General features: G+C 69.1%; 26 protein-coding genes. 24 read left to right on the forward strand and 2 right to left on the reverse strand.

Annotated features, from left to right (window positions below; genetic code table 11):
* Nucleotides 1–3: 3 nt before the first annotated feature.
* From fliF to U743_RS04165, 22 genes are all read left to right on the forward strand, one after another.
* Nucleotides 4–1608 (forward strand): flagellar basal-body MS-ring/collar protein FliF, encoded by a 1605-nt coding sequence (gene fliF, locus U743_RS04060; protein WP_043765706.1) that lies wholly within the window; start codon nt 4–6, stop codon nt 1606–1608.
* Complete coding sequence (gene fliG / locus U743_RS04065) at nt 1601–2641, forward strand: flagellar motor switch protein FliG (RefSeq protein WP_232226714.1); 1041 nt, start codon at nt 1601–1603, stop codon at nt 2639–2641. Before fliF ends, fliG begins: the two co-directional genes overlap by 8 nt.
* A complete protein-coding gene (locus U743_RS04070; RefSeq protein ID WP_043765708.1) occupies nt 2634–3221 on the forward strand; it encodes a FliH/SctL family protein in 588 nt (195 codons plus the stop codon). The genes fliG and U743_RS04070 overlap by 8 nt, the downstream gene beginning before the upstream one ends.
* Nucleotides 3218–4579 (forward strand): FliI/YscN family ATPase, encoded by a 1362-nt coding sequence (locus tag U743_RS04075; protein ID WP_043765710.1) that lies wholly within the window; start codon nt 3218–3220, stop codon nt 4577–4579. The genes U743_RS04070 and U743_RS04075 overlap by 4 nt, the downstream gene beginning before the upstream one ends.
* On the forward strand, nt 4576–5004 hold the full coding sequence (gene fliJ / locus U743_RS04080; protein WP_052367504.1) for a flagellar export protein FliJ: 429 nt from the start codon (nt 4576–4578) through the stop codon (nt 5002–5004). Before U743_RS04075 ends, fliJ begins: the two co-directional genes overlap by 4 nt.
* Nucleotides 5001–6290 (forward strand): flagellar hook-length control protein FliK, encoded by a 1290-nt coding sequence (locus U743_RS04085; RefSeq protein WP_043765712.1) that lies wholly within the window; start codon nt 5001–5003, stop codon nt 6288–6290. The genes fliJ and U743_RS04085 overlap by 4 nt, the downstream gene beginning before the upstream one ends.
* A 61-nt stretch (nt 6291–6351) precedes the next feature.
* Nucleotides 6352–6831, forward strand: a complete 480-nt coding sequence (locus U743_RS04090; RefSeq protein WP_052367505.1) for a flagellar basal body-associated FliL family protein — start codon at nt 6352–6354, stop codon at nt 6829–6831.
* A complete protein-coding gene (gene fliM, locus U743_RS04095; protein ID WP_043765714.1) occupies nt 6828–7847 on the forward strand; it encodes a flagellar motor switch protein FliM in 1020 nt (339 codons plus the stop codon). The genes U743_RS04090 and fliM overlap by 4 nt, the downstream gene beginning before the upstream one ends.
* 11 nt (nt 7848–7858) lie before the next feature.
* Nucleotides 7859–8275 carry a flagellar motor switch protein FliN gene (gene fliN, locus U743_RS04100; protein ID WP_084191350.1) on the forward strand — a complete coding sequence of 139 codons (417 nt, stop codon included), beginning with the start codon at nt 7859–7861 and terminating at the stop codon, nt 8273–8275.
* Nucleotides 8275–8622, forward strand: a complete 348-nt coding sequence (locus U743_RS04105) for a FliO/MopB family protein (RefSeq protein WP_052367506.1) — start codon at nt 8275–8277, stop codon at nt 8620–8622. Before fliN ends, U743_RS04105 begins: the two co-directional genes overlap by 1 nt.
* The gene (gene fliP / locus U743_RS04110) at nt 8619–9356 is read left to right on the forward strand and encodes a flagellar type III secretion system pore protein FliP (RefSeq protein WP_043765716.1); all 738 of its coding nucleotides are present in this window, start codon (nt 8619–8621) and stop codon (nt 9354–9356) included. The genes U743_RS04105 and fliP overlap by 4 nt, the downstream gene beginning before the upstream one ends.
* Entirely contained in the window at nt 9353–9622 is a 270-nt protein-coding gene (fliQ, locus tag U743_RS04115; RefSeq protein WP_043765718.1) for a flagellar biosynthesis protein FliQ, read from the forward strand. Before fliP ends, fliQ begins: the two co-directional genes overlap by 4 nt.
* A 10-nt stretch (nt 9623–9632) precedes the next feature.
* Nucleotides 9633–10397 (forward strand): flagellar biosynthetic protein FliR, encoded by a 765-nt coding sequence (gene fliR, locus U743_RS04120; protein ID WP_198021922.1) that lies wholly within the window; start codon nt 9633–9635, stop codon nt 10395–10397.
* A 263-nt stretch (nt 10398–10660) separates the two neighbouring features.
* Complete coding sequence (locus tag U743_RS04125) at nt 10661–11902, forward strand: FAD-dependent oxidoreductase (RefSeq protein WP_052367508.1); 1242 nt, start codon at nt 10661–10663, stop codon at nt 11900–11902.
* 2 nt (nt 11903–11904) lie between these two features.
* The gene (locus U743_RS04130) at nt 11905–12177 is read left to right on the forward strand and encodes a sarcosine oxidase subunit delta (RefSeq protein WP_043765720.1); all 273 of its coding nucleotides are present in this window, start codon (nt 11905–11907) and stop codon (nt 12175–12177) included.
* Complete coding sequence (locus tag U743_RS04135; RefSeq protein ID WP_043765722.1) at nt 12158–15058, forward strand: glycine cleavage T C-terminal barrel domain-containing protein; 2901 nt, start codon at nt 12158–12160, stop codon at nt 15056–15058. The genes U743_RS04130 and U743_RS04135 overlap by 20 nt, the downstream gene beginning before the upstream one ends.
* Nucleotides 15055–15531, forward strand: a complete 477-nt coding sequence (locus U743_RS04140; RefSeq protein WP_043765724.1) for a hypothetical protein — start codon at nt 15055–15057, stop codon at nt 15529–15531. Before U743_RS04135 ends, U743_RS04140 begins: the two co-directional genes overlap by 4 nt.
* Before the next feature lie 16 nt (nt 15532–15547).
* Nucleotides 15548–16882 (forward strand): type III glutamate--ammonia ligase, encoded by a 1335-nt coding sequence (gene glnT / locus U743_RS04145; protein ID WP_043765726.1) that lies wholly within the window; start codon nt 15548–15550, stop codon nt 16880–16882.
* A 33-nt stretch (nt 16883–16915) separates the two neighbouring features.
* Nucleotides 16916–17851, forward strand: a complete 936-nt coding sequence (locus U743_RS04150; protein ID WP_043765729.1) for a class II glutamine amidotransferase — start codon at nt 16916–16918, stop codon at nt 17849–17851.
* The gene (locus U743_RS04155; protein WP_043765731.1) at nt 17848–18552 is read left to right on the forward strand and encodes a hypothetical protein; all 705 of its coding nucleotides are present in this window, start codon (nt 17848–17850) and stop codon (nt 18550–18552) included. Before U743_RS04150 ends, U743_RS04155 begins: the two co-directional genes overlap by 4 nt.
* The gene (locus tag U743_RS04160; RefSeq protein ID WP_043765732.1) at nt 18542–19864 is read left to right on the forward strand and encodes an FMN-binding glutamate synthase family protein; all 1323 of its coding nucleotides are present in this window, start codon (nt 18542–18544) and stop codon (nt 19862–19864) included. The genes U743_RS04155 and U743_RS04160 overlap by 11 nt, the downstream gene beginning before the upstream one ends.
* Before the next feature lie 4 nt (nt 19865–19868).
* Nucleotides 19869–20540, forward strand: a complete 672-nt coding sequence (locus U743_RS04165; RefSeq protein ID WP_084191352.1) for a helix-turn-helix domain-containing protein — start codon at nt 19869–19871, stop codon at nt 20538–20540.
* Between the two features lie 75 nt (nt 20541–20615).
* Here U743_RS04165 and thpR read toward each other — a convergent pair whose 3' ends face one another.
* Nucleotides 20616–21140, reverse strand: coding sequence for an RNA 2',3'-cyclic phosphodiesterase (gene thpR / locus U743_RS04170; RefSeq protein WP_043765733.1), 525 nt, complete (start codon nt 21138–21140; stop codon nt 20616–20618).
* Nucleotides 21141–21256: 116 nt separating this feature from the next.
* Between thpR and U743_RS04175 the strand changes: the two genes are divergently transcribed.
* On the forward strand, nt 21257–22543 hold the full coding sequence (locus U743_RS04175) for an O-acetylhomoserine aminocarboxypropyltransferase/cysteine synthase family protein (RefSeq protein WP_043765734.1): 1287 nt from the start codon (nt 21257–21259) through the stop codon (nt 22541–22543).
* A 22-nt stretch (nt 22544–22565) separates the two neighbouring features.
* Here the strand turns inward: U743_RS04175 and U743_RS04180 are convergent, their stop codons facing one another.
* The gene (locus tag U743_RS04180; RefSeq protein WP_043765735.1) at nt 22566–22985 is read right to left on the reverse strand and encodes a universal stress protein; all 420 of its coding nucleotides are present in this window, start codon (nt 22983–22985) and stop codon (nt 22566–22568) included.
* Nucleotides 22986–23148: 163 nt separating this feature from the next.
* On the opposite strand from U743_RS04180, the gene U743_RS04185 reads away from it, so the two are divergent.
* Entirely contained in the window at nt 23149–24555 is a 1407-nt protein-coding gene (locus tag U743_RS04185; RefSeq protein WP_043765736.1) for a WS/DGAT/MGAT family O-acyltransferase, read from the forward strand.
* Nucleotides 24556–24563 lie beyond the last annotated feature (8 nt).

Raw genomic sequence — 24563 nt, forward strand, 5'->3', positions numbered from 1 at the left:
ACCATGGCGCAAGGCACTTTTCCCGGTCTCCAGCAGCTCGCTCCCTTCAAGCCGGTGCTGTTGCTCGCCGGGCTGGCGCTGGCTATCGCTGCCGGCATCAGCATCTACATGTGGTCGCGCGGCACGGACTGGACGCCGGTTACCAGCGGCGTCGAGTTGAGCACTGCCTCCGGGGTTGCGCGCGAGCTTGAGTCCGCGGGCATTCCTGCGCGTGTGGCCGCCAGCGGCGACAGCGTGCAGGTGCCACGCACGCAGCTGCACGCCGCGCGCATGCAGCTCGCCGGCAGCGACAATCTGGGCGGTGCCGGTGGCTTCTCCATGCTCAGCGAGTCGCCCGGCTTCGGCGTCAGTCAGTTCATGGAATCGGCGCGCTATCAATATGCGCTGGAGACCGAGCTGGCGCGCACCGTCGCCAGTCTCTCCCCCGTGCGCAGCGCGCGCGTGCATTTGGCCACGGCACGCGATTCGGCCTTCGTGCGTGACCGCAGCCGGGCGAGCGCCTCGGTGGTGGTGGAACTGCGCAGCGGCCGTCGGCTGGACGCCGCCCAGGCCCAGGCCATCGTCAATCTGCTGGCCGCCAGCGTCCCCGATATGGCGCCGGAGGCGGTGACCGTCGTCGACAGTGCCGGCAACCTGCTGTCGCGGCGCGAAGGCGATGAAACCGCCTTCGGCACGCGCGAGCAGTTCGATCTCGCGCGCCAGACCGAGGCCATGCTGGCTTCGCGTATTGTCGGGATGCTCGAGGCCGTGGTTGGCGAAGGGCGCGTGCGTGCCCAGGTGACCGTCGAGCACGAACCGCAGAGCACCCAGCGTGCCAGCGAACGGCTGGACAGCGAAGCCCCGGTGATAACCCGCGAACGGCTGCGCGAGGAGCGCGAGGGCGTCGGTCGGCAGGGCGAGCCCGCCGGCGCGGCGGCCAATATGCCCGGCGAGCCCGAAGCCGCCGCCGGTGAGCCGCCGGCGGGAGCGGCCGGCGATGGGCCCTCGATGCGCAACGTCGAGCGCGATTATGTCGTGGGTCGCGAGTACGTCGTCGAGTCGGTGCCCGCTGGCAGCCTGCGCCGTATCTCGGCGGCGGTGCTGGTCGACCAGATGCCTGTCATCGATGCCGAGGGCAACGCCACGACGCGCGCGCCAGAGCCGGCCGAGCTGGCGCAGCTGCGTCAGTTGGTTGAGGGCGCGATCGGCTTCGACGCTGAGCGCGGCGACCGCCTGAGCATCGAGCACGCCCGTTTCGCCACACCCCTGGTCGGCGAAGGCGCGACACCCCAGGCGGCCTCGCTCTGGGAACAGGCCGTCGATGATGGCTGGCTGCAGATGGCACTGCGCAACTTTGGCGGCGTGCTGCTGCTGCTGGTGCTCATATTCACCGTGCTGCGCCCGACGCTGCGCGCGCTGCTGCAGCCGGTTACGGTCGATGCCGCCACCGACCGCGGCGATCAGCTCCAGCTCGCCGGTCATGGCGAAACGGCCGAGGCCTACGATGAGGCGCCGAGCGTGCGTGAGGCGCCCTACGAACGCCAGTTGCAGGCCGCGCGCAGCGTCGTGCAGCAGGACCCCAAGCGCGTGGCGCAGCTGATGCGTACCTGGGTGGGCAACGATGGCTGAGGCCCTGATGGAGCGTCCCGCCACGGCTGCCGCAGTGCCGGGTGACGGCACGCATCGCGCCGCGGTGCTGCTGCTGTCGCTGGGCGAGGCCGAGGCCGCCGAGGTGCTCAAGCACATGAGCGCGCGCGAGGTGCAGAAGCTGGGCGCGGCCATGGCCCGCATGGGCCCGGTGTCCACCGAGCAGGCGCAGCAGGTCATCAGCAGCTTCGTCAGCGAGCTGGATGGCCAGACCTCGCTGGGCGTTGGCGCCGACGAGTACGTGCGCAAGGTGCTGGCCAATGCCCTCGGCGACGACAAGGCTGATCGCCTCATCGACCGCATCCTCGTCGGCAGCCAGACCAAGGGCCTCGATGCGCTGAAGTGGATGGACGCACGCGCCATCGCCGATCTGGTGCGCAACGAGCATCCACAGATCGTTGCCATCGTGCTGGCCTACCTGGAGCCCGACCAGGCCGCCGAGGTGCTGGGCCTGCTGCCGGATCGCACGCGCGCCGATGTCGTCATGCGCATCGCCACGCTGGAGGGCATCCCGCCCAACGCACTTTCCGAGCTGGACGAGATCATGGAGCGCCAGTTCTCGGGCAACAGCAATCTCAAGGCTTCCAGCGTCGGCGGCATCAAGGTGGCGGCCAATATCCTCAACTTCCTGGACTCCGGCGCGGAGACCGAGCTGATGGAGGTCGTGCGCAGTCAGGACGAGGCGCTGTCCGAGCGCATCGAGGACTTGATGTTCGTCTTCGACGACCTCGCCACCCTCGACGACCGCTCCATGCAGCGCCTGCTGCGCGAGGTGCCGGGCGACCGGCTGCCGGTGGCGCTGAAGGGGGCGGAGTCGCGCGTGCGCGACAAGATCACCGCCAACATCTCCAAGCGCGCCGCCGAAATGCTCATGGAGGATCTGGAAGCGCGCGGGCCGGTGAAGGTCTCCGACGTCGAGGCCGCGCAGAAGGAGATCCTGGCGCTGGCGCGCCAGTTGTCCGACAGCGGCGAGCTGACGCTGGGCAGCAAGGGCGGGGGCGAGGAATATGTCTGAGCCCGCCCGCCGCGCCGAGTTGCCCGACTTCGGCAACATGCGCCGGCCGCCCACGGCGGGCGAGCTGGAGGATCTCGAGACCCGCGCTTACGCCGAAGGCTGGGAGAAGGGCCACGCCGACGGCTTTGCCGCCGGCTTGGCCGAAGCGCGTGGCGCGGCGCAGCGTCTCGACGCTATCGCGGGCGCGCTGGCCGCGCCGCTGGCCGCCGCCGACGCGGCAGCCGTCGAGCAGCTGCGCGAGCTGGCGCTGCGCGTTGCCGGGGCGCTGGCGCGCCACACGCTGGTCGCCCGTCCCGAAGCAGTGGCCGGCCTGCTGCAGGAAGCCGTCGCCGCGCTGGCCGACGCCGAAGGGCCGGTGCACATCACCCTGCACCCGCAGGATCGTGCGGCGCTGCCCGAGTCCATCGCCTTGCCCGAGTCCGTGCGTTGGCACGACGACCCGGATCTGGCGCGCGGTGACGTGCAGGTGCAGCGCGCGGCGAGCGGTATCGACGCGCGGCTGGAGTCGCGGCTGCGTGAGTTGGCGCGTCGCTGGCTGGACGCCGATGACGATGAGGCGGCACACGAGGCGCGCGAATGACGGTCATCGATCCCGCCCAGCGCGCTGGTGCCCTGAGTGCGCAGTTGCGCCAGCTCGGGCGCCGCTGCCCGAATAGCGAGGAATACTTCGTGCGCAGCGGTCGATTGCGCCGTGCCGTCGGACTGACGCTGGAAGCCGAGGGATGCAACGCCCCGATGGGCGCGCGCGTGCAGATTCTCTGCGGCGAGGGGCGCGAGGTCAGCGCCGAGGTTGTCGGCTTCGCGCACGGTCGCACCCTGTTGATGCCATTGGAGCACGCCGCCGGCCTGACGCCGGATGCCGTCGTGCTGCGGCGCGGCGACGGTGTTGCGCGCATCGGCGCGGATTGGCTCGGGCGCGTGGTCAATGCCAACGGGCGAGCCCTGGACGGGCGCGCCGATCCGCGCGGCAGCCGTCCTTCCGACGCGCTGCCGCCGCCGATCAATCCGCTGTCGCGTCAGCGCATCACCCAGCCGCTGGATGTGGGCGTGCGCGCCATCAACGGCGTGCTGTCGCTGGGGCGCGGCCAGCGCATCGGCCTCTTCGCCGGCAGCGGTGTCGGCAAGTCGACACTGCTCGGCATGATGACGCGCAACACCACGGCCGATGTCGTTGTCGTCGGCCTGATCGGCGAGCGTGGCCGTGAGGTTGCCGACTTCGTGCACGACACCCTCGGCCCGGACGGCCTGGCCCGCGCCTGCGTCGTCGCCGCGCCGGCCGATGCGCCGCCGCTGGCACGCCTGCGCGGCGCCTGGCTGGCCACCGCCGTGGCGGAATACTTCCGCGACCGGGGCCAGTCGGTGCTGCTGCTAATGGATTCGCTGACGCGCTTCGCCCACGCCGGCCGCGAGATCGGTCTGGCCACCGGCGAGGCGCCGGCCACGCGCGGCTATCCACCGTCGGCACTGGCGCGGCTGCCGCAGCTCGTGGAGCGCGCCGGCAACGCCGACGGCCCGGGCAGCATTACTGCTATCTACACCGTGCTGGTCGACGGCGACGACCTGCAGGAGCCGGTGGCCGATGCTGCGCGCGCGGTGCTCGATGGCCACATCGTGCTGTCGCGCGCCATCGCCGAGAGCGGACGCTTTCCGGCCATCGATATCGAAGCCTCGGTGTCGCGTGTTATGGACGCCGTCACCGACCAGCCGCAGCAGCAGGCCGCGCGTCGGCTGCGTCGGCTGCTCGCCGCCTACAGCACCCATCGTGACCTCATCACCATCGGGGCCTACAAGGCGGGCAGTGATCCGGACACCGACGAGGCACTGGCGCGCTGGTCGCGCATCGAGGCCTTCCTGCGCCAGGACACGCGCGAGGCTGCTGATCTCGACAGTGCACGCCACGCCCTGCAAGCCATATTCGAAGACAAGGGGACATCATGAGCAAGCGAGAGCCGCTGGACGCCGTCGCCACCGTGCGGCGGCAGCACGAGAACGCCGCCGCCCGTGATCTTGCCGCCGCGCAGGCGCGGCATGCGGCCGAGGAACAGCGCCTGGCCGAGCTGCAGGGCTATCTGCGCGAGTACGAGACGTCGCCTGCGCAGGCTTCCGTGCAGTGGCTGGCCAACCGCGCGCGTTTTCTGAGCCGCCTGCAGGAAGCCGTGCAGGCCCAGCGCCAGCGCCTGCAACAGACCGAGTCGGCGCTGGAGGTGAGCAGTACAAGGCACCTTCTCGCGCGCCAGGACCGCGAAGTACTGCAACGCCTGCAGGCCGGCTATGCCCGCGCCAATGATCGCGACGCTGAGCGGCGCGCTCAGAACACGCTCGACGACTGGAGTGGAACGCGTCACGGCGGCGCCGTGGCATGAACGGCGCCGGCACCATCTCGGGGACGGCCTCGACCCAGCCGGCCGCGCGGCCTTCGGAGCGTGGCGCCAACGGCGGCTCTGACGGCGGCGCTTTCGCGCGCCTGCTCGGCGGCCACGACGCGGCACCCGCATCGCGTCCGCCCGCCCTCGCGGATGAACCCACCGCGCGCCGCACCGAGTCCGCCGGCGACGGCGAGGCCGCGCGCAGCTCCGCCGCAGGACCGGAAGAAGCCGATAACCAACCGGCCCGCACCCCGACGCCCGAAACAGAAGCCAGCGAAGCGAGCGAGAGCGGCAAATCCGAGCGGGCCGAGCGTCCGCGCGTCGGCGCCGAAAGTGCTCAGGAACCGGACCCTGAAGCTCCCGATATGCGTGCCGATGCCAACGCCACCCGCAACGCCGACACCGATAGCAATGCCAACAGCAATGGCGATGGCGAGTCCGACGCCAATGCGGACGCTGAAGGTGAAGCCGAACTGATGGCGGCACTCGTGGCGCCCGCCGAGGGGCGTCGCGCCACTGCCGAGGCGTCGGGGCGCGCCGAGGCGGCGCGAGCCGCGGCGTTGCGTCAGCCTTCGAGTGATGCAGCCGCCGGAGCCGCACGCGCCGACTCCGAAGCACAGTTGCGCGCGGCAGCCGAATCCCTGGCGGCGGCGAAGGCCGTCGCACCCGAGGTGGCGCCCGCCGCGGCGCGCTCGGCGATGCAGACGCTGCCGGCGGTACTGAAGCAGCCCGCGGCGCAGGCCCAGCAAGGCATCGGAGCAGCCAGCGCCGCCGCGAGCGAGAGCCCGGGTGCGGTCATGACGGTACTGCCCGCGAGTGTGTCCACCGCGACCAGCGCGCCGACGATGCCGATGGCTGCGGTCAGCGCCACTTCTCCGCAGCAGCTGGCCGAAACAGCAGTACGACTGATGGTGCAGAGCGTCGCCGAAGGCAAGTGGCAAGCCAGCCTGCACCTGGAGCCGGCCGATCTTGGCCGCGTGGAGGTGCAGATCGGACGTGACCATAACGGGCTCAGCGCGCACTTCGTCACCGCCACCAGCGGCGCGCGCGCCGCGCTGGAGCAGGCCATGCCGCAACTGGCGCAGCAGCTCGCGGAGCAGGGCATGAGCTTGAGCGATGCGTCGGTTTCCCAGCAGCAGAACCGCGGCGGATCGTCGCACGAGACAGCTGCCATGGCTGAAGACGAGGGCGGTAGGGGCAGTGATGCGGAGGTGGCGCTGCCGCTGATACCTGAAAGCGGCGCCGCTCTTCGGGCGCGCGGCCTCTTCGAGGGCTGGGCCTAGGCTCGCGGACCCGCGCTTGCAGCAGTAAGCGCAGCACTAACGATCCGATGGAGCAAGCGCGATGGCCGAGGCCGCGACAGAGCCGAAGAAGGGGGGTGGCGTCATGAAGCTGCTGATGGGCCTGCTCTTCGCTGCGGCCGTGGGCGGCGGCGGGGGCTGGTACTACTTCACGCAGATGGTGCCGGTCGAGGCCTCCGAGGCGGAAACCGTCAAGCGCGCCGACCCCATCTACTGGCCCTTCGATCCGGCCTTCGTGGTGAATCTTCCGGATGGCGCCTATATGCGCTACCTGAAGGTGGATCTGGCTTTGATGACGCGCGACGTTCAGTTGCCCGCGATGCTTGAGAAGCACGCGCCGCTGTTGCGCAACGAGCTCCTGATGCTCTTCTCCAACGCGGAGTACGAAAAGCTGCTGAACGCCGAAGGCAAGGAATCGCTGCGCGCGGACGCGATCAGCAGCCTGAATGCGCGCCTGGTCGAACTGGGCGCCGCCGAGGGCGGTATCGAGGATCTCTACTTCACAAGCTTCGTGATGCAATGAGCGGCAACGATCTTCTCTCCCAGGACGAGATCGACGCCCTGCTCGGGGGTGTCGATTCCGGCAGCGTAGACACCGAAGGCGACGACGTCACCGCCGGCGAGGCGCGTCCCTACGATCTGGCTGCGCAGGACCGCATCATCCGCGGCCGGCTGCCGACACTGGAGATGATCAACGAGCGTTTCGCGCGCCATTTCCGCATCGGCCTCTTCAACATGCTGCGCCGCAGCCCGGAGATCTCCATACGCGGCGTCGAGATGGTGAAGTTCTCCGACTACGTGCATTCGCTCTTCGTGCCTACCAGCCTGAACCTGGTCAAGGTCAAGCCGCTGCGCGGCACCGCGCTCATCGTCTTCGAGCCCAAGCTGGTCGTGACAGCTGTGGACACCTTCTTCGGCGGCGCCGGCAAGTACCCGGTCAAGATCGAGGGACGTGAATTCACGCCGGTGGAGTATCGCGTCATCCAGCTGATGCTGCACCAGGCCTTCGCCGACATGCGCGAGGCGTGGGGGCCGGTCATGCAGCTCGACTTCGAGCAGAGTGGCTCCGAGGTCAATCCGCATTTCGCGACCATCGTCTCGCCCAGCGAGCTGGTGGTGGTCTCCCGTTTCCACGTCGAGCTGGAGGGCGGGGCGGGGGATATCCACGTCACGCTGCCCTACGCCATGGTCGAGCCCATCAAGGATCTGCTCGATGCCGGCCTGCAGTCCGACCGCAACGACCGCGACGACCGCTGGGCGGCGGCGCTGAAGCACCGCATGCAGGACGCCGAGGTAGAGATCTCCAGCGTGCTGCGCACCTCGTCAGTGTCGCTGCGCAAGCTGGTGCAGCTGCAGGCCGGTGACGTCATTCCGCTGGACTGGCACGAGAACCTGGAAGTCTGCGTCGAGGACATGCCCGTCTTCCGCGGCCGTCTGGGTACCGCCAACGGCAATCACGCCGTGCAGATCACCGAGTTCATTCGCCGCGACAACCCGACGCCGTCGCTCACCGCGCTGGCTTCCCCCTCCTCCGGCTGAGTATCCGCATCATGAGCGAAACCGCCAAGACAGACACCGAAAGCGCCACCGAAACCGAAGCCGCGAGCGAAGGCAGCAAGCCCGAGACCACTGCTTCGAAGGGGCCACCGCAGGCGCAGCCGGCGCAGTTCGATCCGCTGCACGACAGCAGTCAGGCCGCCGACAGCGATCTCAACCTCGACGTCATTCTCGATGTCGGCGTGACGATGTCGATGGAAGTCGGCCGCGTGCGCATTCCCATTCGCAACCTGCTGCAGCTCTCACAGGGCTCGGTGGTCGAGCTGGACCGGCTCGCCGGCGAGCCGCTGGACGTCTTCGTCAACGGCACCCTCATCGCCCACGGCGAAGTCGTCATGGTCAACGAGAAGTTCGGCGTGCGCCTGACCGATGTGGTCAGTCCCGCCGAGCGCATCCGCAAGTTGCGGTAATGGAGCCAAGTTCTCTGGCAGACGGCACCGGCGCTGCTGCGCTGCGCGCCTTCCTGGCGCTGCTGGCAGTAGTGGCCGCCATATTCGCCACCGCCTGGTTCGCGCGACGTGTGCGCGGCCGGCTGGGCGGCAGCGCCGGCTGGTTCCGCGTGCGCGCTGCCCATGCCCTGGGTCCGCGCGAGCGGGTGTTGCTGGTGGATGCCGCCGGCGCGCATCTGCTGCTGTCGGTGGGCAGCCAGGGTGTGCGCGTGCTGCATCGCTACGCCGCCGAGCCCGAGCTTCCCGAAGCCGTGCCCGCGCCGAGCTTCGGTCAGGCGCTGGCGCGCATGCGCGGAGAAGCGCAATGACGCGCGCGTTGCTCGCACTGGGGCTGATATTCGTCGCGCTGCCGGTGGGCGCGCAGGAGCTGTCCATGCCGGCGCTGACCATGACCACGCAGGAAGACGGCAGCCAGAGCTGGAGCCTCAGCTTCCAAGTGCTGGTGGCGATGACGCTGATCACGCTGATGCCGGCACTGTTGCTGTCGATGACCGGCTTCGTGCGCATCATCGTGGTGCTGGGTCTGCTGCGTCAGGCGCTCGGCACCGGCCAGACGCCATCGAACCCCATCCTGCTGGGTCTGGCGCTGATGCTAACCGCCTTCATCATGCAGCCGACCGCGAATGCCGTCTGGGAGCAGGCGGCGGTGCCCTATACCGAAGAGGAGATGGACTTCGGCGAGGCCTTCGCGGCCGCGCAGCAGCCTATGCGCACCTTCATGCTGGCGCAGACGCGTGAGTCGGACCTGGCCAGCTTCGCGCAGCTCGCCGGTGACGCGCCCTACGCCGACGCCGAGGCGGTGCCCTTCACGGTGCTCGCCGCGGCCTTCGTCACCAGTGAGCTGAAGACCGCCTTCCAGATCGGCTTCCTGCTCTTCATTCCCTTCGTCATCATCGATCTGGTGGTCGCCAGCGTGCTGATGTCGCTGGGCATGATGATGCTGTCGCCGATGCTCATCAGTCTGCCCTTCAAGCTCATGCTCTTCGTGCTGGTGGACGGCTGGACGCTGGTCATCGGCGCGCTGGCGGGTAGCTTCGGATGACCCCGGAAACGGTACTGACCATCGGCCGCGGCGCGCTGGAGGTGGTCGTGCTGCTGGCCGCGCCGCTGCTCGTCATGGCATTGCTGGTGGGTCTGTTCATCGGCGTCTTCCAGGCTGCCACGCAGATCAACGAGATGACGCTGAGTTTCATTCCCAAGCTCGTCGCGGTGGCGTTGGCCATCATGGTGGCCGGGCCCTGGATGCTCAGCCTGCTGGTGAACTACACGCAGCGGCTCTATACGAGCATCCCCGGCCTGGTCGGCTGAGGTGGAGGGCGTGCTGGCGCTGGATGCGCTGGCGGCGGCCTACCATGGCCTGCTCTGGCCACTGCTGCGCACGACGAGCTTCGCCGTCATCGCGCCGGTGCTGGGCGCGCGCAATGTGCCGGCGCGCGCGCGGCTGACGGTTGCGCTGGCGCTGGCGATCCTGCTGGCTGCGGTGTTGCCGGCGCCCCCCGACCTGGCCGTCTTCTCTGCACCGTGGTGGCTGACCGTGCTGCAGCAGGTTGTGGTCGGGCTGTGCATCGGCTTCGTCTTCCTCTTCGCCTTCGAAGCCGTGGCGCTGGGTGCCGAAGCCATATCCGCAGCATCCGGCCTGTCCTTCGCGCAGGTCACCGATCCGCTGCGCGGTACCAACTCGGGCGTGCTTGCCGGCTTCATGACGGTGATCGTCATGCTCATATTCCTGGCCATGGACGGGCATCTGCGACTGGTCGATGCCCTGGCCACCAGTTTCCTGCTGTTCCCCGTGGGGGAGGCGCTGCCCGGACCCGAGCAACTCATGGTCTGGATGCGTTTCTCGGCGATCATCTTCACCGGGGCGGCGCAGGTGGCGCTGCCCGTACTGACGGCACTGCTGGCCGCGAATCTGGCGCTGGGTCTGGTGTCGCGCGCTGCGCCGGCGCTGAATCTCTTCGCCATCGGCTTCCCGGCGACGCTGCTGCTGGTGCTGCTTGCGATGTGGGCCTGGCTGCCAGCGCTGACTGCGCCGCTGGGTGAGCTCTTCGAGGCCTCCTTCCGCATGGCCAGCGGAGGCGGCTGAGGGTTGGCTGCCCGCTCGCGGTGCAGTCGCGCCCCAAGGTTGCGCGCCCGGTTCGAGCGCGACCCGCGCGTGGAACAGCGCCGCCCGCTGCTTCCGGCGTCAACACACTGAAATAGAAAGGAAAACGCCTACCGCGTCGGAGTTGGCAAGGCCCTTGCGTTCCTGAGAGGAAAGTTTCTTTCTTCACAGGAAATATCGCATGCAGCAGTGTTGCCGTCTCCGCCACCTCCCGCCTTCCGCCGACCCGGGCCGGGGCTAGGGCGGTGTCCTGGAAGCTGCTCAAGCTGGGCTTGCTCGGCACGGCGGGCGAGCCGCGCTTCTTTCCGAAGGCGGCGCCGCTGCGCGAGCACTACGACGTCGTGATCATCGGTGGCGGCGGCCACGGTCTGGCCTGCGCCTATTATCTGGCACGCGATCACGGCATCACCAAGGTCGCGGTGCTGGAGCAGAACTACCTGGGCGGTGGCAACACCGGGCGCAACACCACCATCGTGCGCTCGAACTATCTGACGCCAGAGGGAGTGCGCTTCTACGACACCAGCCGCCGCATGTTCCGCGATCTCTCCGGCGAGCTGGAGATCAATCTCTTCTATTCGGAGCGCGGCCATTACACGCTTGCGCACTCCGACGAGGCCATGCGCACCATGCGCTGGCGCGCCGAGGTCAACCGCCACCACGGCGTCGACAGCGAGCTGGTGGACCGGGAGGCAGTCGCAGCCGGCGTGCCGGGTATCGATCTGGACTGCGGCGGTCAGCAGGCCGTGCAGGGCGCCCTCTATCACGCCCCCGGAGCGGTGGTGCGGCACGACGCCGTGGCCTGGGGCTACGCCCGGGCGGCGGTCGAGCGTGGCGTCGAGATCCACCAGAAGACGCGGGTGACGGGCATCCGCTGCGAGGGCGGGCGGGTGCGCGGCGTCAGCACCGACCGCGGCGAGATCAGCTGCGGTGCAGTGGTTTCGGCCGTGGCCGGATCGACGCCGTCGGTCACCGACATGCTCGGCCTGGACACCCCCATCGAGATCTATCCGCTGCAGGCCTGCGTCACCGAGCCGGTCAAGCCCTTTCTCGACACCATCGTCGTCTCGGGCAGTCTGCACGTCTACGTCAGCCAGTCCTCGCGCGGCGAGCTCGTCATGGGTGCGGCGGTCGATCCGGCCGTGCTGCACGGCACGCGTTCAACCTTCGACTTCGTCGAGGGCCTGGCCGACCGCCTCATCGATCTTTTCCCCTTTGTCGGCCGGCTGCGCGTGCTGCGCCAGTGGGCCGGCATGGCCGATCTGACGCCCGACTTCGCGCCCATCATGGGCACCACGCCGGTGCAGGACTTCTATCTGGATGCGGGCTGGGGCACCTGGGGTTTCAAGGCGACGCCGGTCGCGGGCTGGACGATGGCTGCCACGGTGGCCGCCGGCCGCAACCACGAACTCATCACGCCCTTCGGCTTCGAGCGCTTCCGCGATTTCGCGCTCGTCGGCGAGAAGGGCGCGGCCTCGGTGGGGCACTGATCATGAAGCTGCTCGATCTCCCCATCATCGGCGCGCGGCCGCTATCCGAATTCGTCTACGGCGGCGAGCATCGCCCGGCGCCGCTGGGCGAGCCGGATGGCGCGGCCACGGCCGATCACGCCTTCAACCGCAGCGGCGGCGCACCGGTGCTGCGCGAATGGTGGTGCCACACGCCCACCGGGCGCTGGTTCCTGCTGGAGCGCGACACGCGCAGCGACACCGTGCTGCGCGTGCTGCCGACCGAGGAGGTGGCGCGTGCCCTTCCGACGCTCTGAAGCCGGACCGCGCGAGTGGATCGATCGCTCGCGCGCCATCGCCTTTCATTTCGAGGGACAGGAGTACAGCGCGCATCCCGGCGATACGCTGAGTTCGGCGCTGCTCGCCAACGGCGTGACGCTGCTCGGGCGCAGCTTCAAGTATCACCGGCCGCGCGGCGCCTTCTCGCTGGCCGATCACGACGTCAATGCGCTGTTCTGCACGAAGCAGGACACGCATCTGCGCGGCGATGTCACGACGCTGCGCGATGGCAGGGATCTGTACCCGGTCAATGTGCGCGGCACGCTGGCCAACGATGCCGACCGCTATCTGGATCGCCTCGCGCGCTTCCTGCCGGTGGGCTTCTACTACAAGGCCTTCTACCGGCCGCGCGCGCTCTTCCCGAAATGGGAGCGTGCCATCCGCAAGCGCGCCGGGCTGGGCAGCGTCGACCGCAGCTGGAAGGCGCAGCGCCGTCCCAAGCGCAACGAGCATTGCGACGTGCTGGTCGTCGGCGCCGGCCCGGCCGGGCTGAGCGCGGCGCTGGCCGCCGCCGAGGCCGGCTTCTCGGTGGTCATCGCCGACGACAATGCCCATCCCGGCGGCAGCTTCGACTACCAATGGCTGCACGACGAGGCGGCGCAGCGCACGCGCGACGCGCTGATCGCGGCCGTCACCGCGCATCCGGACATCCGCCTGCTGTGCCCGGCGGTGGCGCTCGGTCATTACGCCGATCATCTGGTGCCGCTGTCCACGCCCGCCGGCATCGTCAAGATGCGCGCACGCGGCGTGATCGTCGCCACCGGCTTGATCGAGCAGCCGGCGGTCTTCCGCAACAACGACCGTCCGGGCGTCATGCTGGCCTCGGGCGCGCAGCGCCTGCTGCATCGCTTCGGCGTCGCGCCCTGCCGGCGCGCCGTCGTGCTGACGGCCAACAGCGAAGGCTATGCCGTGGCCCTCGATATGCATCGGGCCGGCGTCGAGGTCGCCGCCGTCCTCGATATGCGCGAGGGCGAGGAGGCGAGCCCCGCCGCAGCGACGTTGGCGCAGGCCGGGGTGCCGCTGCTGTACGGCCACGCCATCTACGAGGCGCACGGCGCCGAGGCCGTGGAGGCCGTCACTGCCGCGCCGCTGGGTTCGCCCGGTCGCTGCAACACCGTGGGTGCGCAGCGCATCGCCTGTGACGGCGTGCTGCTCAGCACCGGCTGGGCGCCGGCCGGGGCGCTGCTCTATCAGGCCGGCGGCAGCTTCCGCTACGACGCGCATCTGGCCATGCCGGTACCGGAGCGCTGGCCGGAGACGGTGGTGCCCGCCGGTCGTCTCAACGGCGCCTTCACGCTGGCGCAGCAGCAGGCCGACGCCCGCGACGCCGCGCAACGCCTGGTCGCCGCGTTGCGCGGTGACCGCGTGCCGGCCTCTGCGGACCACCGCGACGACCAGGCGCATGGCTCGGAGTGGCCGGTGATCCGGCATCCGGAGGGACGCAACTTCGTCGATCTCGACGAGGACCTGCAGCTGAAGGATCTGGAGCAGGCCGCGCGCGAAGGCTTCGACAACATCGAGCTGCTCAAGCGCTACTCGACGGTGGGCATGGGCCCCAGCCAGGGCAAGCATTCCAATCTCAACGCCATCCGCATCCTGGCCGATCATCTGGGGCAGGGCATCGACGAGACCGGCAGCACGACGGCGCGGCCGATGGTGCGGCCCGTGCGCCTGGAGGATCTCGCCGGTCGCCGGCTGCGGCCGCAGCGTCTGACGCCGCTGCATGAGGCACATCAGGCGCTGGGCGCGCATTTCATGGAAGCCGGCGAATGGCTGCGGCCAGCCTTTTACGGCGATGCCGCCGAGGCCGACAGCGCGATCGCCGCGGAGGTCGCCGCGGTGCGCAGCCGGGCGGGGCTGATCGACGTCTCGACGCTGGGCAAGATCGAGGTGCTCGGTGCCGACGCCGGCCGGCTGCTCGAAGCGGCCTACACCATGCGCATGACCAACATTGCCGTAGGGCGCACGCGCTACGCGCTGATGGTCGACAGCTCCGGCGTCATCGTCGATGACGGCATTGTCGGGCGCCTGGCCGAGGACCGCTACTACGTCACGACCACCAGCGGCCACGCCGCGGCGACCTTCCGGACGCTGAGCCGCTGCGCGCTGGAATGGGGGCTGGACGTGCATCTGCTCAACCGCACCGGCCAGCTCGGGGCGCTCAATCTGGCCGGGCCGGAGGCGCGCCGGCTGTTGGCGCCGCTGGTGAGCGATGTCGGTCTCGACGAGGATGCCTTTCCCTATCTCGGCATCCGCGAAGGGCGTGTCTGCGGCCATCCGGCGCGGCTGGCGCGGGTCGGCTTCGTCGGCGAGCTGGGCTACGAGCTGCATCTGGATGCGCGCGCCACGGCCGAGGTCTGGCAGGCGCTCATGCGCGATGCCGACGCGCCACGACCCTTCGGTGTCGAGGCGCAGCGTCTGTTGCGGCTGGAGAAGGGACACATCATCGTCGGGCAGGACACCGACGGCCTGAGCGATCCCTTCGAGGCCGGCATGGGCTGGGCGGTGCATTTCAAGAAGCCCTTCTTCAACGGGCGCGCGGCGCTGCAGCAACTGAAGCCGCGCATGCGGCGCCGTCTGGTCGGCTTTGCGTTGCCGGCGGGTGTCGAGACGCTGCCGCGCGAATGTCATCTCGTCATCCGCGACGGTGTCATCGCCGGTCGCGTCACCAGCATCGCGCACAGCCCGACGCTCCGGCATCCCGTCGGGCTGGCGATGGTGGACGCGGCGCTGGCCGACAGCGGCGAGGCGCTGCAGATCCGCGGCGACGACGGGCGCATGCATCGCGCCGAGCAGCGAGCAACACCTTTCTACGATCCCGAAGGGCTGCGCCAGAAGGCCGGGGAGGCCACGGCATGAGCGAGCTGCTGCGCATCGAGCGGGCGCTGCGCCTGCATCAGCTGCTCGGGCCGGGCGCGGCGGCGGCGCTGCAGGCCGCCGGCCTGCCTTGCCCCGAGGCCGAGCAGAGCGCCCTGTCGCACGGCGGCGGCTTCGTCGCGCGCACCGGCGCCGAGAGCTATTTCCTCGCCGTCGAGCACGACTTCGCGCCGCTCTTGGCCGCGCCGGCCTGGCACTTCCCGGTGAGCGACACCGTCTTCCGTCTCGAGGGCGCGGGCTGGGGCCGGCGCCTGGGCGAGCTCTGCGCGCTGGATCTGCGCGCCCTCGCCGAGGGTGGCTGGCTGATGACGCGGCTCGCCCACCTCAGCGTCTGGCTCTACCGCCCGCCGGCGACGGCGGCGCTGCTGCTCGGCTGCGATCCCTCCTACGCGCGCTACATGCAGACCACGCTCGAAGCCGTGGCTGCGAGCGCTTCCGATACCGCGAAACCCTGACCACAGGAGTCACACCATGCTGCCCAACCACATCCAGGACATGCTCAAGGAGCACGACATCCGCTTCGTGCTCGCCCAGTTCGTCGACATTCACGGCGTCGCCAAGACCAAGTCGGTGCCGGCGCAGTGTCTGATGGACGTCGTCGAAAGCGGTGCCGGCTTTGCCGGCTTCGCCGTCTGGGGCCTCGGCATGGGACCGCACGGGCCGGACTTCATGGCACGCGGCGATCTCGACACGCTGACGCCGGTGCCCTGGCAGCCGGGCTATGCGCGCATCGCCTGCACCGGCTACGTCAACGGCGAGCCCTATCCCTACGACACACGCTACGTGCTGCAACAGCAAGTCGCGCGGCTGGCCGAGCGCGGCTGGACCTGCCACACCGGGCTGGAGCCGGAGTTCAGCCTGCTGCAGCGCACCGAGGACGGTAGGCTGGCGCCGGTCGACGAGACCGACACGCTGGCCAAGCCCTGCTACGACTACAAGGGGCTGTCGCGTTCGCGCGAGTTCCTGGAGCAGTTCGTCGAGGCGCTGCAGAAGATGGACTACGACGTCTATCAGATCGACCACGAGGACGCCAACGGCCAGTTCGAGGTCAACTACACCTACACCGATGCGCTGACCTCGGCCGACCGCTTCGTGCTGCTGCGCATGGCTGCCGGCGAGATCGCCAACAAGCTGGGCATGATCTGCTCCTTCATGCCCAAGCCGGTCTCCAACCGCACCGGCAACGGCATGCACTATCACATGTCCATCACCGACGCGGACGGCAATGCCGTCTTCCACGACGACGCCGACCCGCAGAAACTGGGGCTGTCGAAGACGGCCTATCACTTCCTCGGCGGGCTGCTCGCCCACGCGCCGGCGCTCTGCGCCTTCGCCGCACCCACCGTGAACTCCTACAAGCGGCTGGTGGTCGGTGGCTCGGCGTCGGGGTCGACCTGGGCCCCGGTCTACATCACCTATGGCGACAACAATCGCTCGGCGATGGTGCGCATCCCCTACGGCCATCTGGAGTACCGCCTGCCCGACGCCGGTTGCAATCCCTATCTGGTCACGGCCTCGCTGATCGCGGCCGGCCTCGACGGCGTCGAGCGCGAGCTGGACCCGGGTCCGGCGCGCAACATCAATCTCTACGATCTCGGGCTCGACGAGTGCCGCAGCCAGGGCATCGGCATCCTGCCGCAGAATCTCGGCGAGGCGCTGGCCGCACTGGAGGCGGACCCGCTCTTCGGCCAGGCGCTGGGCGAGGATCTGGTGCGCGAGTTCATCACCATCAAGCGTGACGAGTGGATCGACTACAGCCGTCACGTCTCGGACTGGGAGGTGGCGCGCTATGCCGAGTTCTTCTGAGCATCCATTCCATCCGCATCGGGAGCGAGCATCATGTGCGGCATCGTAGGGCTGTATCTCAAGGACCCGTCGCTGGAGCCCAGCCTGGGCGCCCTCTTCGCGCCCATGCTGCTGAGCATGGGCGACCGCGGCCCGGACAGCGCCGGCTTCGCCATCTACGGCGACGAGGTGCCGGAAGGCAGCCTCAAGCTGACGCTGCAGAACGAGGACCCCGCCACCGACTGGCAGGCGCTGGCGACGCGCTTCGAGCAGGAGCTGGGCGCGCCGCTGGATTGGTTCCGCAATGCCAGCGCCGCCGTTTTCAAGACCGCGGTCGCCGAGGATGCCGCGCGCGAATGGCTGGCGGCGCAGGCGCCCGGCACGCAGCTGATGAGCGTCGGCCGCAGCATCGAGATCCTCAAGGGCGTCGGCCATCCGCGGCTGGTCGCCGAGCGCTTCTCGCTGGCCGGCATGCGCGGCACCCACATCATCGGCCACACCCGCATGGCGACCGAAAGTGCCGTCAGCATGGCCGGCAGCCACCCCTTTTCCACCGGGCATGATCTCTGCCTCGTGCACAACGGCTCGCTGTCCAATCACAACCGCCTGCGACGCCAGCTGCAGCGCGAGGGCATGCGCTTCGAGACCGACAACGATTCGGAAGTCGCCGCCGCCTATCTCACCTGGCGCATGGCGCGCGGCGACACGCTGACGGCGGCGCTGGAAGGCGCCATCGATGATCTCGACGGCTTCTTCACCTTCGCCGTGGGCACGCGCGACGGCTTCGCGGTTCTGCGCGATCCCATCGCCTGCAAGCCGGCCGTGCTGGCCGAGACCGACGCCTTCGTGGCGATGGCCTCCGAGTACCGCGCGCTGGCGAAGCTGCCGGGCATCTCCGGCGCCCGCGTCTGGGAGCCGGAGCCGGGGCAGGTCTACGTCTGGGAGCAGCGCGGCAGCACGCCGCAGCGCATGGCGGAGACCGGATCATGAAGACGATCAGCCTCGCCGAGACCAGCGTGCGCGCGCTCAACGGCCAGCTGCACGCACAGGCGGCCGAGTGCAGCGAGCGCGAATGGCGCATCACTGAGCCGGACGGTCGGCATGCCATCGCCTGCGGCCTCGATCAGGAACTGGATGTGCGCATTGCCGGCCATGCCGGTTACTACTGCGCCGGCATGAACCAGAAGGCCAGCGTCACCGTCGAGGGAACCGTGGGTGTGGGCGTCGCCGAGAACATGATGTCCGGCCGCGTGCACATCATGGGCAATGCCTCGCAGTCGGCGGGTGCCACGGCGCACGGCGGCCTGCTGCGCATAGACGGCGACGCCTCGGCGCGCTGCGGCATCTCGATGAAGGGCGTGGACATCGTCGTCGGCGGCAGCGTCGGCCACATGAGCGCCTTCATGGGCCAGGCCGGCCGGCTGGTGGTCTGCGGCGACGCCGGCGAGGCGCTGGGCGACTCGATCTACGAGGCCCGTCTCTACGTGCGCGGCAGCGTCGCCTCGCTGGGCGCGGACTGCGTCGAGAAGGCGATGCGCGACGAGCACATCACCGAGCTGGGCGCCCTGCTCGAAGCCGCCGGCGTGGCGGCCGATGCGCGCGATTTCCGGCGTTACGGCTCGGCGCGCGCGCTCTACAACTTCCGCGTCGACAATGCCGACGCCTTTTCCGGAGACGGCGATGGACAATAGCCAGGACGCGTGGACGCTGCGCGAATCGCACAGCTTCGATCGCCACACCATCCACGAGATTCAGCGCGCCGCCACCACCGGCATCTACGACATCCGCGGCTTCGGCGCCAAGCGCGCGCTGCCGCATTTCGACGACCTGCTCTTCCTCGGCGCCAGCATGTCGCGCTACCCGCTGGAGGGTTATCGCGAGAAATGCGCCACTGATGTCGTGCTCGGCGACCGTTTCGCGGAGGCGCCGCTGCATCTCGACATTCCCGTCACCATCGCCGGCATGAGCTTCGGCGCGCTCTCCGCGCAGGCCAAGGAAGCCCTCGGCCGCGGCGCCTCGGCCGTCGGCACCTGCACCACCACCGGCGACGGCGGCATGACCGACGAGGAGCGCGGCCATTCGCGCCAGCTGATCTATCAGTATCTGCCCTCGCGCTACGGCATGAACCCGGATCACCTGCGCGCCGCGGACGCCATCGAGGTCGTGCTGGGGCAGGGCGCCAAGCCGGGCGGCGGCGGCATGCTCATGGGGCAGAAGATCAGCGACAGGATTGCGCAGATGCGCACGCTGCCGATGGGCATCGACCAGCGCAGCGCCTGCCGCCACCCGGACTGGACCGGGCCGGACGATCTCGCCATCAAGATCGAGGAACTGCGCGAGATCACCGACTGGAAGAAGCCCATCGCCATCAAGATCGGCGCCAGCCGCACCTATTACGACGTCAAGCTGGCGGTGAAGGCCGGCGCCGACTTCGTCGTGCTGGACGGCATGCAGGGCGGTACCGCCGCCACGCAGGAAGTCTTCATCGAGCATGTCGGCATCCCCATCCTCGCGGCCATCCCCCAGGCGGTGCAGGCGCTGCAGGAGATGGATATGCACCGCAAGGTGCAGCTGGTCGTCTCCGGCGGCATCCGCAGCGGCGCCGACGTTGCCAAGGCGATGGCGCTGGGCGCCGATGCGGTTTCCATCGGCACCGCGGCGCTCATCGCGCTGGGTTGCAACGATCCGCGCCGCGACGCCGACTACCGGCGCATCGGCTCGGCCGCCGGCTTCTACGACGACTACCACGCCGGGCAGGATCCGGCCGGTATCTCGACGCAGGATCCGGAGCTGGGCGCGCGCCTGGATCCGGAGCTGGGCGGCCGGCGGCTGGCGAACTTCCTGCGCGTGCTGACCATGGAGGCGCAGACCATCGCCCGCGCCTGCGGCAAGTCGCATATCCGCAATCTGGAGCCGGAGGACCTGGTCGCGCTGAGCATCGAGGCCTCGGCCATGGCGCGCGTGCCGCTGGCCGGCACGGAATGGATTCCGGGGCGGGGCTGATGTGATGGCGTCCGATCCTCGCGCCAGGCAGGCGGCCGGGTCGCCGGGCGACGCCTACGTCCCCAAGACGCTGGCGACCCGGCACAGCGACGCCGATCGCGATCACGCCCTGGAGCGCTACATCGGCACCGTGCTGCGCCGCTCGCGCAACGCGCAGGAGCTGACCATCGCCGATGTCGGGCAGCTCGCCGACCTCAGCGCGAGCATGGTCAGCAAGATTGAGAACGGGCAGGTGGCCACCAGCCTCGACGCACTGGCGCGGCTGTGCGGCGCGCTGGGGCTGACGCTGTCGCAGCTCTTCCGCGACTACGACTCGCCGGAGGGCGGCGCGCAGCTGGTCAAGGCCGGCGAGGGGCTGGAGGTCGTGCGCCGCGGCACGCGCCGCGGGCACACCTACCATCTGCTCACCGATCACCGCGGGCACCAGCGCAACTTCGAGCCCTTCCTGATCTCGATGGACGACGAGAGCGAGGCCTTTCCGACTTTCCAGCACGAGGGCATGCAGTTCATCTATCTGCTGCAGGGGCGCATCGATTACCGCCACGGCAAGCACGTCTACCAGCTCGAGGAAGGCGACGCGCTGACCTTCGACGCCAGCGTGCCGCACGGACCCGAGCGACTACGCGCGCTGCCTATCCGCTTTCTCGCCGTCACGGTCTTTGACGAAAAAGCCTGACCCGGCGCGCCGTCGTTACTCGGCGACGGTAGCCACGAGTTCCCGCTCGGCATGCCACCGGTCCCGCAGCGCTGCTCAGCTTCGGGGTTCGGGCCGCAACGGCCAGCGCGCCTGCACGCGATAGGCGCCCGGCCGGCCGGCGCTGCCGGACTCGATCAGCGCGAAGTCGTGCACGTGCCACGCCACTGCGGGCACGGCCATCCGTACCGGTTGCGTGACCCGGCGGCGCAGCGTCAGGTGCGGGCGGAAGGGCTCGTCGGGCAGGGCGATACCGGCTTCGCGACAGACGGTCTGCAACTGCGCGACGAGGGCGGTCAACGACTCCGGCGCTAGGCTGGGCCCCAGCCACTGCACGCCGGCGGCATCGAAGCCATCGAGACGGTCCAGCGTCAGGCTGAAGGGCGCGGCGTCGATCGCATTCGCAGCCTGCTGCAGCGTGGCGACCTGGGCCTCGCTGACGGTGCCGGCGAAGGCCAGCGTCAGGTGCAGGTGTGCGCGCGGCACGTCGCGTCCGGGCGCGGAGTAGCGCGAACGCAGCTGCACTGCGGCATCGCGCGGCGCGTCATCCGGCCAGAGCGCGAAGAAGACCCGGTGCGCCATCAGCACGCTCCGACTGTCGCCGGCCACAGTCCGCGATTAGGATGAGCGCTGGCCGTATCGGGCGCTTTGCCAGCCGGCGGCTGCATCCAGCACGAAAGAAAAAGGAAGTGGAGACGATGAGTGAATCCGAGTGGCGCTTCGAGACCATTGCCGTGCACGGCGGCTATTCGCCGGAACCGACCACGCGCGCGGTCGCGGTGCCGATCTACCAGACCGTGGCCTATGCCTTCGATGATACCCAGCACGGGGCGGATCTCTTCGATCTGAAGGTCGAGGGCAACATCTATTCGCGCATCATGAACCCGACCTGTGGCGTGCTGGAACAGCGCATGGCCGCGCTGGAAGGCGGTGTCGGTGCGCTGAGCACGGCCTCCGGACAGTCGGCGGTGCTCTATGCCATCCAGACCATCGCACGGGTGGGCGACAACATCGTGTCGGCCAGCACGCTCTATGGCGGCACCTACAATCTCTTTGCGCACACCCTGCCGCAGCTCGGCATCGAGGTGCGCTTCGCCGACCCGCGCAAGCCGGACAGCTTCGGCGCGCTGATCGATGACCAGACCAAGGCGGTCTTCATCGAATCCATCGGCAATCCGCTGGGCAATATCAGCGATATCGCGGCCATCGCCGAGATCGCCCACGCCGCCGGCGTGCCGCTGATCGTGGACAACACCGTGGCCACCCCCTATCTGCTGCGGCCCTTCGAGCACGGCGCGGATATCGTCGTGCATTCGCTGACCAAATACCTGGGCGGACACGGCACCACGCTGGGCGGCGCCATCGTCGATTCCGGCCGCTTCGACTGGGCCGCGCACGCCGAGCGTTATCCGCAGCTCAACGAGCCGGATCCGAGCTATCACGGTGTCGTCTACACCGAGGCACTGGGCGCCGGGGCCTTCATCGGCCGCGCCCGCGTCGTGCCGCTGCGCAACACCGGTGCGGCGCTGTCGCCCTTCAATGCCTTTCAGCTGCTGCAGGGCATCGAGACGCTCGGGCTGCGCATGGATCGCATCAACGACAACAGCCTGCGGATCGCGCAGCACCTGCAGCAGCATCCCAAGGTGCGCTGGGTGAGTTATGCGGGGCTGTCGGATCATCCGGACCACGAGCTGGCCAAGCGCTATCTCGGCGGTCGACCGTCCGGGGTGCTGACCTTCGGCGTCGCGGGTGGTCTCGAGGGCGGTGCGCGCTTCCAGGATGCGCTGCAGCTGTTCACGCGGCTGGTCAACATCGGTGACGCCAAGTCGCTGGCCACGCACCCTGCCTCGACCACGCACCGGCAGCTCAACGCCGAGGAGCTGAAGGCTGCCGGGGTGACCGAGGACATGGTGCGGCTGTCGGTGGGCATCGAGCATATCGACGATCTGATCGCCGACCTGGATCAGGCGCTGGCGGCCGCGTAGGCCGCCGGCCCGAGGGCGCCGCTCAGCGCACGACGAAGACGGAAACGTCGGCGCGGGTGGCGATCTTGCCCGCGTTGGAATGCAGGATGTGCAGCTTGTCGGCAAGGCCCGGCACATGCGAGGCCATGACGACGAGATCGACGCCGGTCTCCTTGATGGCGTCCAGCAGCTTGTCATCCAGATCCACGGAGGGGTCGTGGGAGACGATGGCCTTGGCCGAGGTCTTGATGCCGTGCGTGACGCCCTGCTCGTCGGCAAAGGTTTTCAGCTTCTGCTCGAACTCGGTCGGGTTGGCGGCAACCGAGGTGGGCGTATTCCCCGTCACGCCTACGTAGCAGAGATTGGCGTCGTACTTCTGCGCCAGGTGGATGGCTGTCTCCAGCGACTTGTAGAGCTTGTCGCTGTGCTCGAGATCGGTGGGCACGAGGATGGACTTGTACATTCTGATGTCTCCCTTCGGCTTGGTGGTTGCGACCACGGCGATTCCAGTCTAGAGCACGATGGCTCGCTTCGCCCGGTACGGATGCTGGTGTGCAAGCGGACTTGCTGTGGGCGTCAGGTGATGCAAGCATGAAACGCCGCTCGCCGGCCCGAGGAGACACGCGGTGAAACCGCTATCGCTTATCGACAACGCCTTTCTGCTCCTAGAGCAGCGCCAGCAGCCGCTGCATGTTGCGGCCCTGTGCGTGCTGCAGCCGCCACCCGACGCGCCACCGGACTTCGCCTACCGGCTCGCCGAGCGCATGCGCCAGTCCACGGGCGCCGTGCCGCCCTTCAATCATCGGCTGGTGCGGCGCGCTGGAATCAACTTCTGGGAGGAAGCCGACGACTTCGATATCGCGCAGCATTTCGTGCATCTGGCGCTGCCCAAGCCGGGCCGCATGCGCGAGCTGCTGGCGATGATCTCGCGCGTGCACGCCGCGCATCTGGACCGTGCCTATCCGCTTTGGCGCTGTTATCTCATCGAAGGGCTCGCCGACGGGCGCATCGCGCTCTACTTCAAGATTCATCACGCGCTGGTCGACGGCGTCGCCGGCATCCGCCTGCTGATGAAGACGATGGGGCCTGACGCCGAGGCCTCGCTGGCCATTCCGCCGCCCTGGGAGGCTTACACGCGACGCGGTGGCAAGCGCTCGCTGCCGCTGCCGTCACCGGCGCTGCGTGGCGTGGAAACACTGCGCGGGCTGGCGCGGCAGGGCGTGGCCAGTGCGGCTCCCGTATGGCATCGCCTGTCGCAGAGCCGGCGCGACAAGCGTGCCGGCGATCCTGCCTGCGTCGATGCCGCGCAGGCGCCGCGCAGCATTTTCAATCAGAACATCAGCGGCTCGCGGCGCTTCGCTGCGCAGTCCTATTCGCGGGCGCGCGTCAAGGCCATCGCCGCGCATTTCGGCGCTACCAGCAACGACGTCGTGCTTGCGATGTGCGGCTCGGCGCTGCGTCGCTACCTGATCGACAACAACGCCCTGCCGAGCGATCCGCTGGTGGCGGCGGTGCCGGTTTCCACGCGCAGCGACGACGGAACGAGCGGTAACGAGGTCGCCTTCGCGCTGACGCACCTCGGCACGCATATCGCCGATCCGGCGGAGCGTCTGTGCGCGGTCAAGGGCTGCATGGATTACAACAAGGCAGCGCTGCGCAGCCTGAATCCGGCCCAGCTCTACGCTTATGAGGGGCTGCTGTTCGCGCCCAGCCTCTTCGGCCTGCTCACCGGCCAGCGGCGCGGGCGCACGGTGGTGAACGTCGTCATCTCGCATGTGCCGGGTCCGAGCGAGGATCTCTACTGGCAGGGGTGCCGGCTGGATGGCATCTATCCGGTGTCGGTGGTCATCCACCAGATCGCCCTCAACATCACGCTCATCAGCCGCAACGGCGAGATCGACTTCGGTCTCATCGGTTGCCGCCGCACGCTGCCGCATATGCAGCGGCTGCTGGACTACCTCGAAGAGAGCATCGTGGAGCTGGAGAAGGCCATAGGGGTGACCGCCGCGGAAGCCGTCACCGAAGAGGCCTGAGCGCGTCG

The organism is Algiphilus aromaticivorans DG1253, from assembly GCF_000733765.1.
GTDB lineage: Bacteria > Pseudomonadota > Gammaproteobacteria > Nevskiales > Nevskiaceae > Algiphilus > Algiphilus aromaticivorans.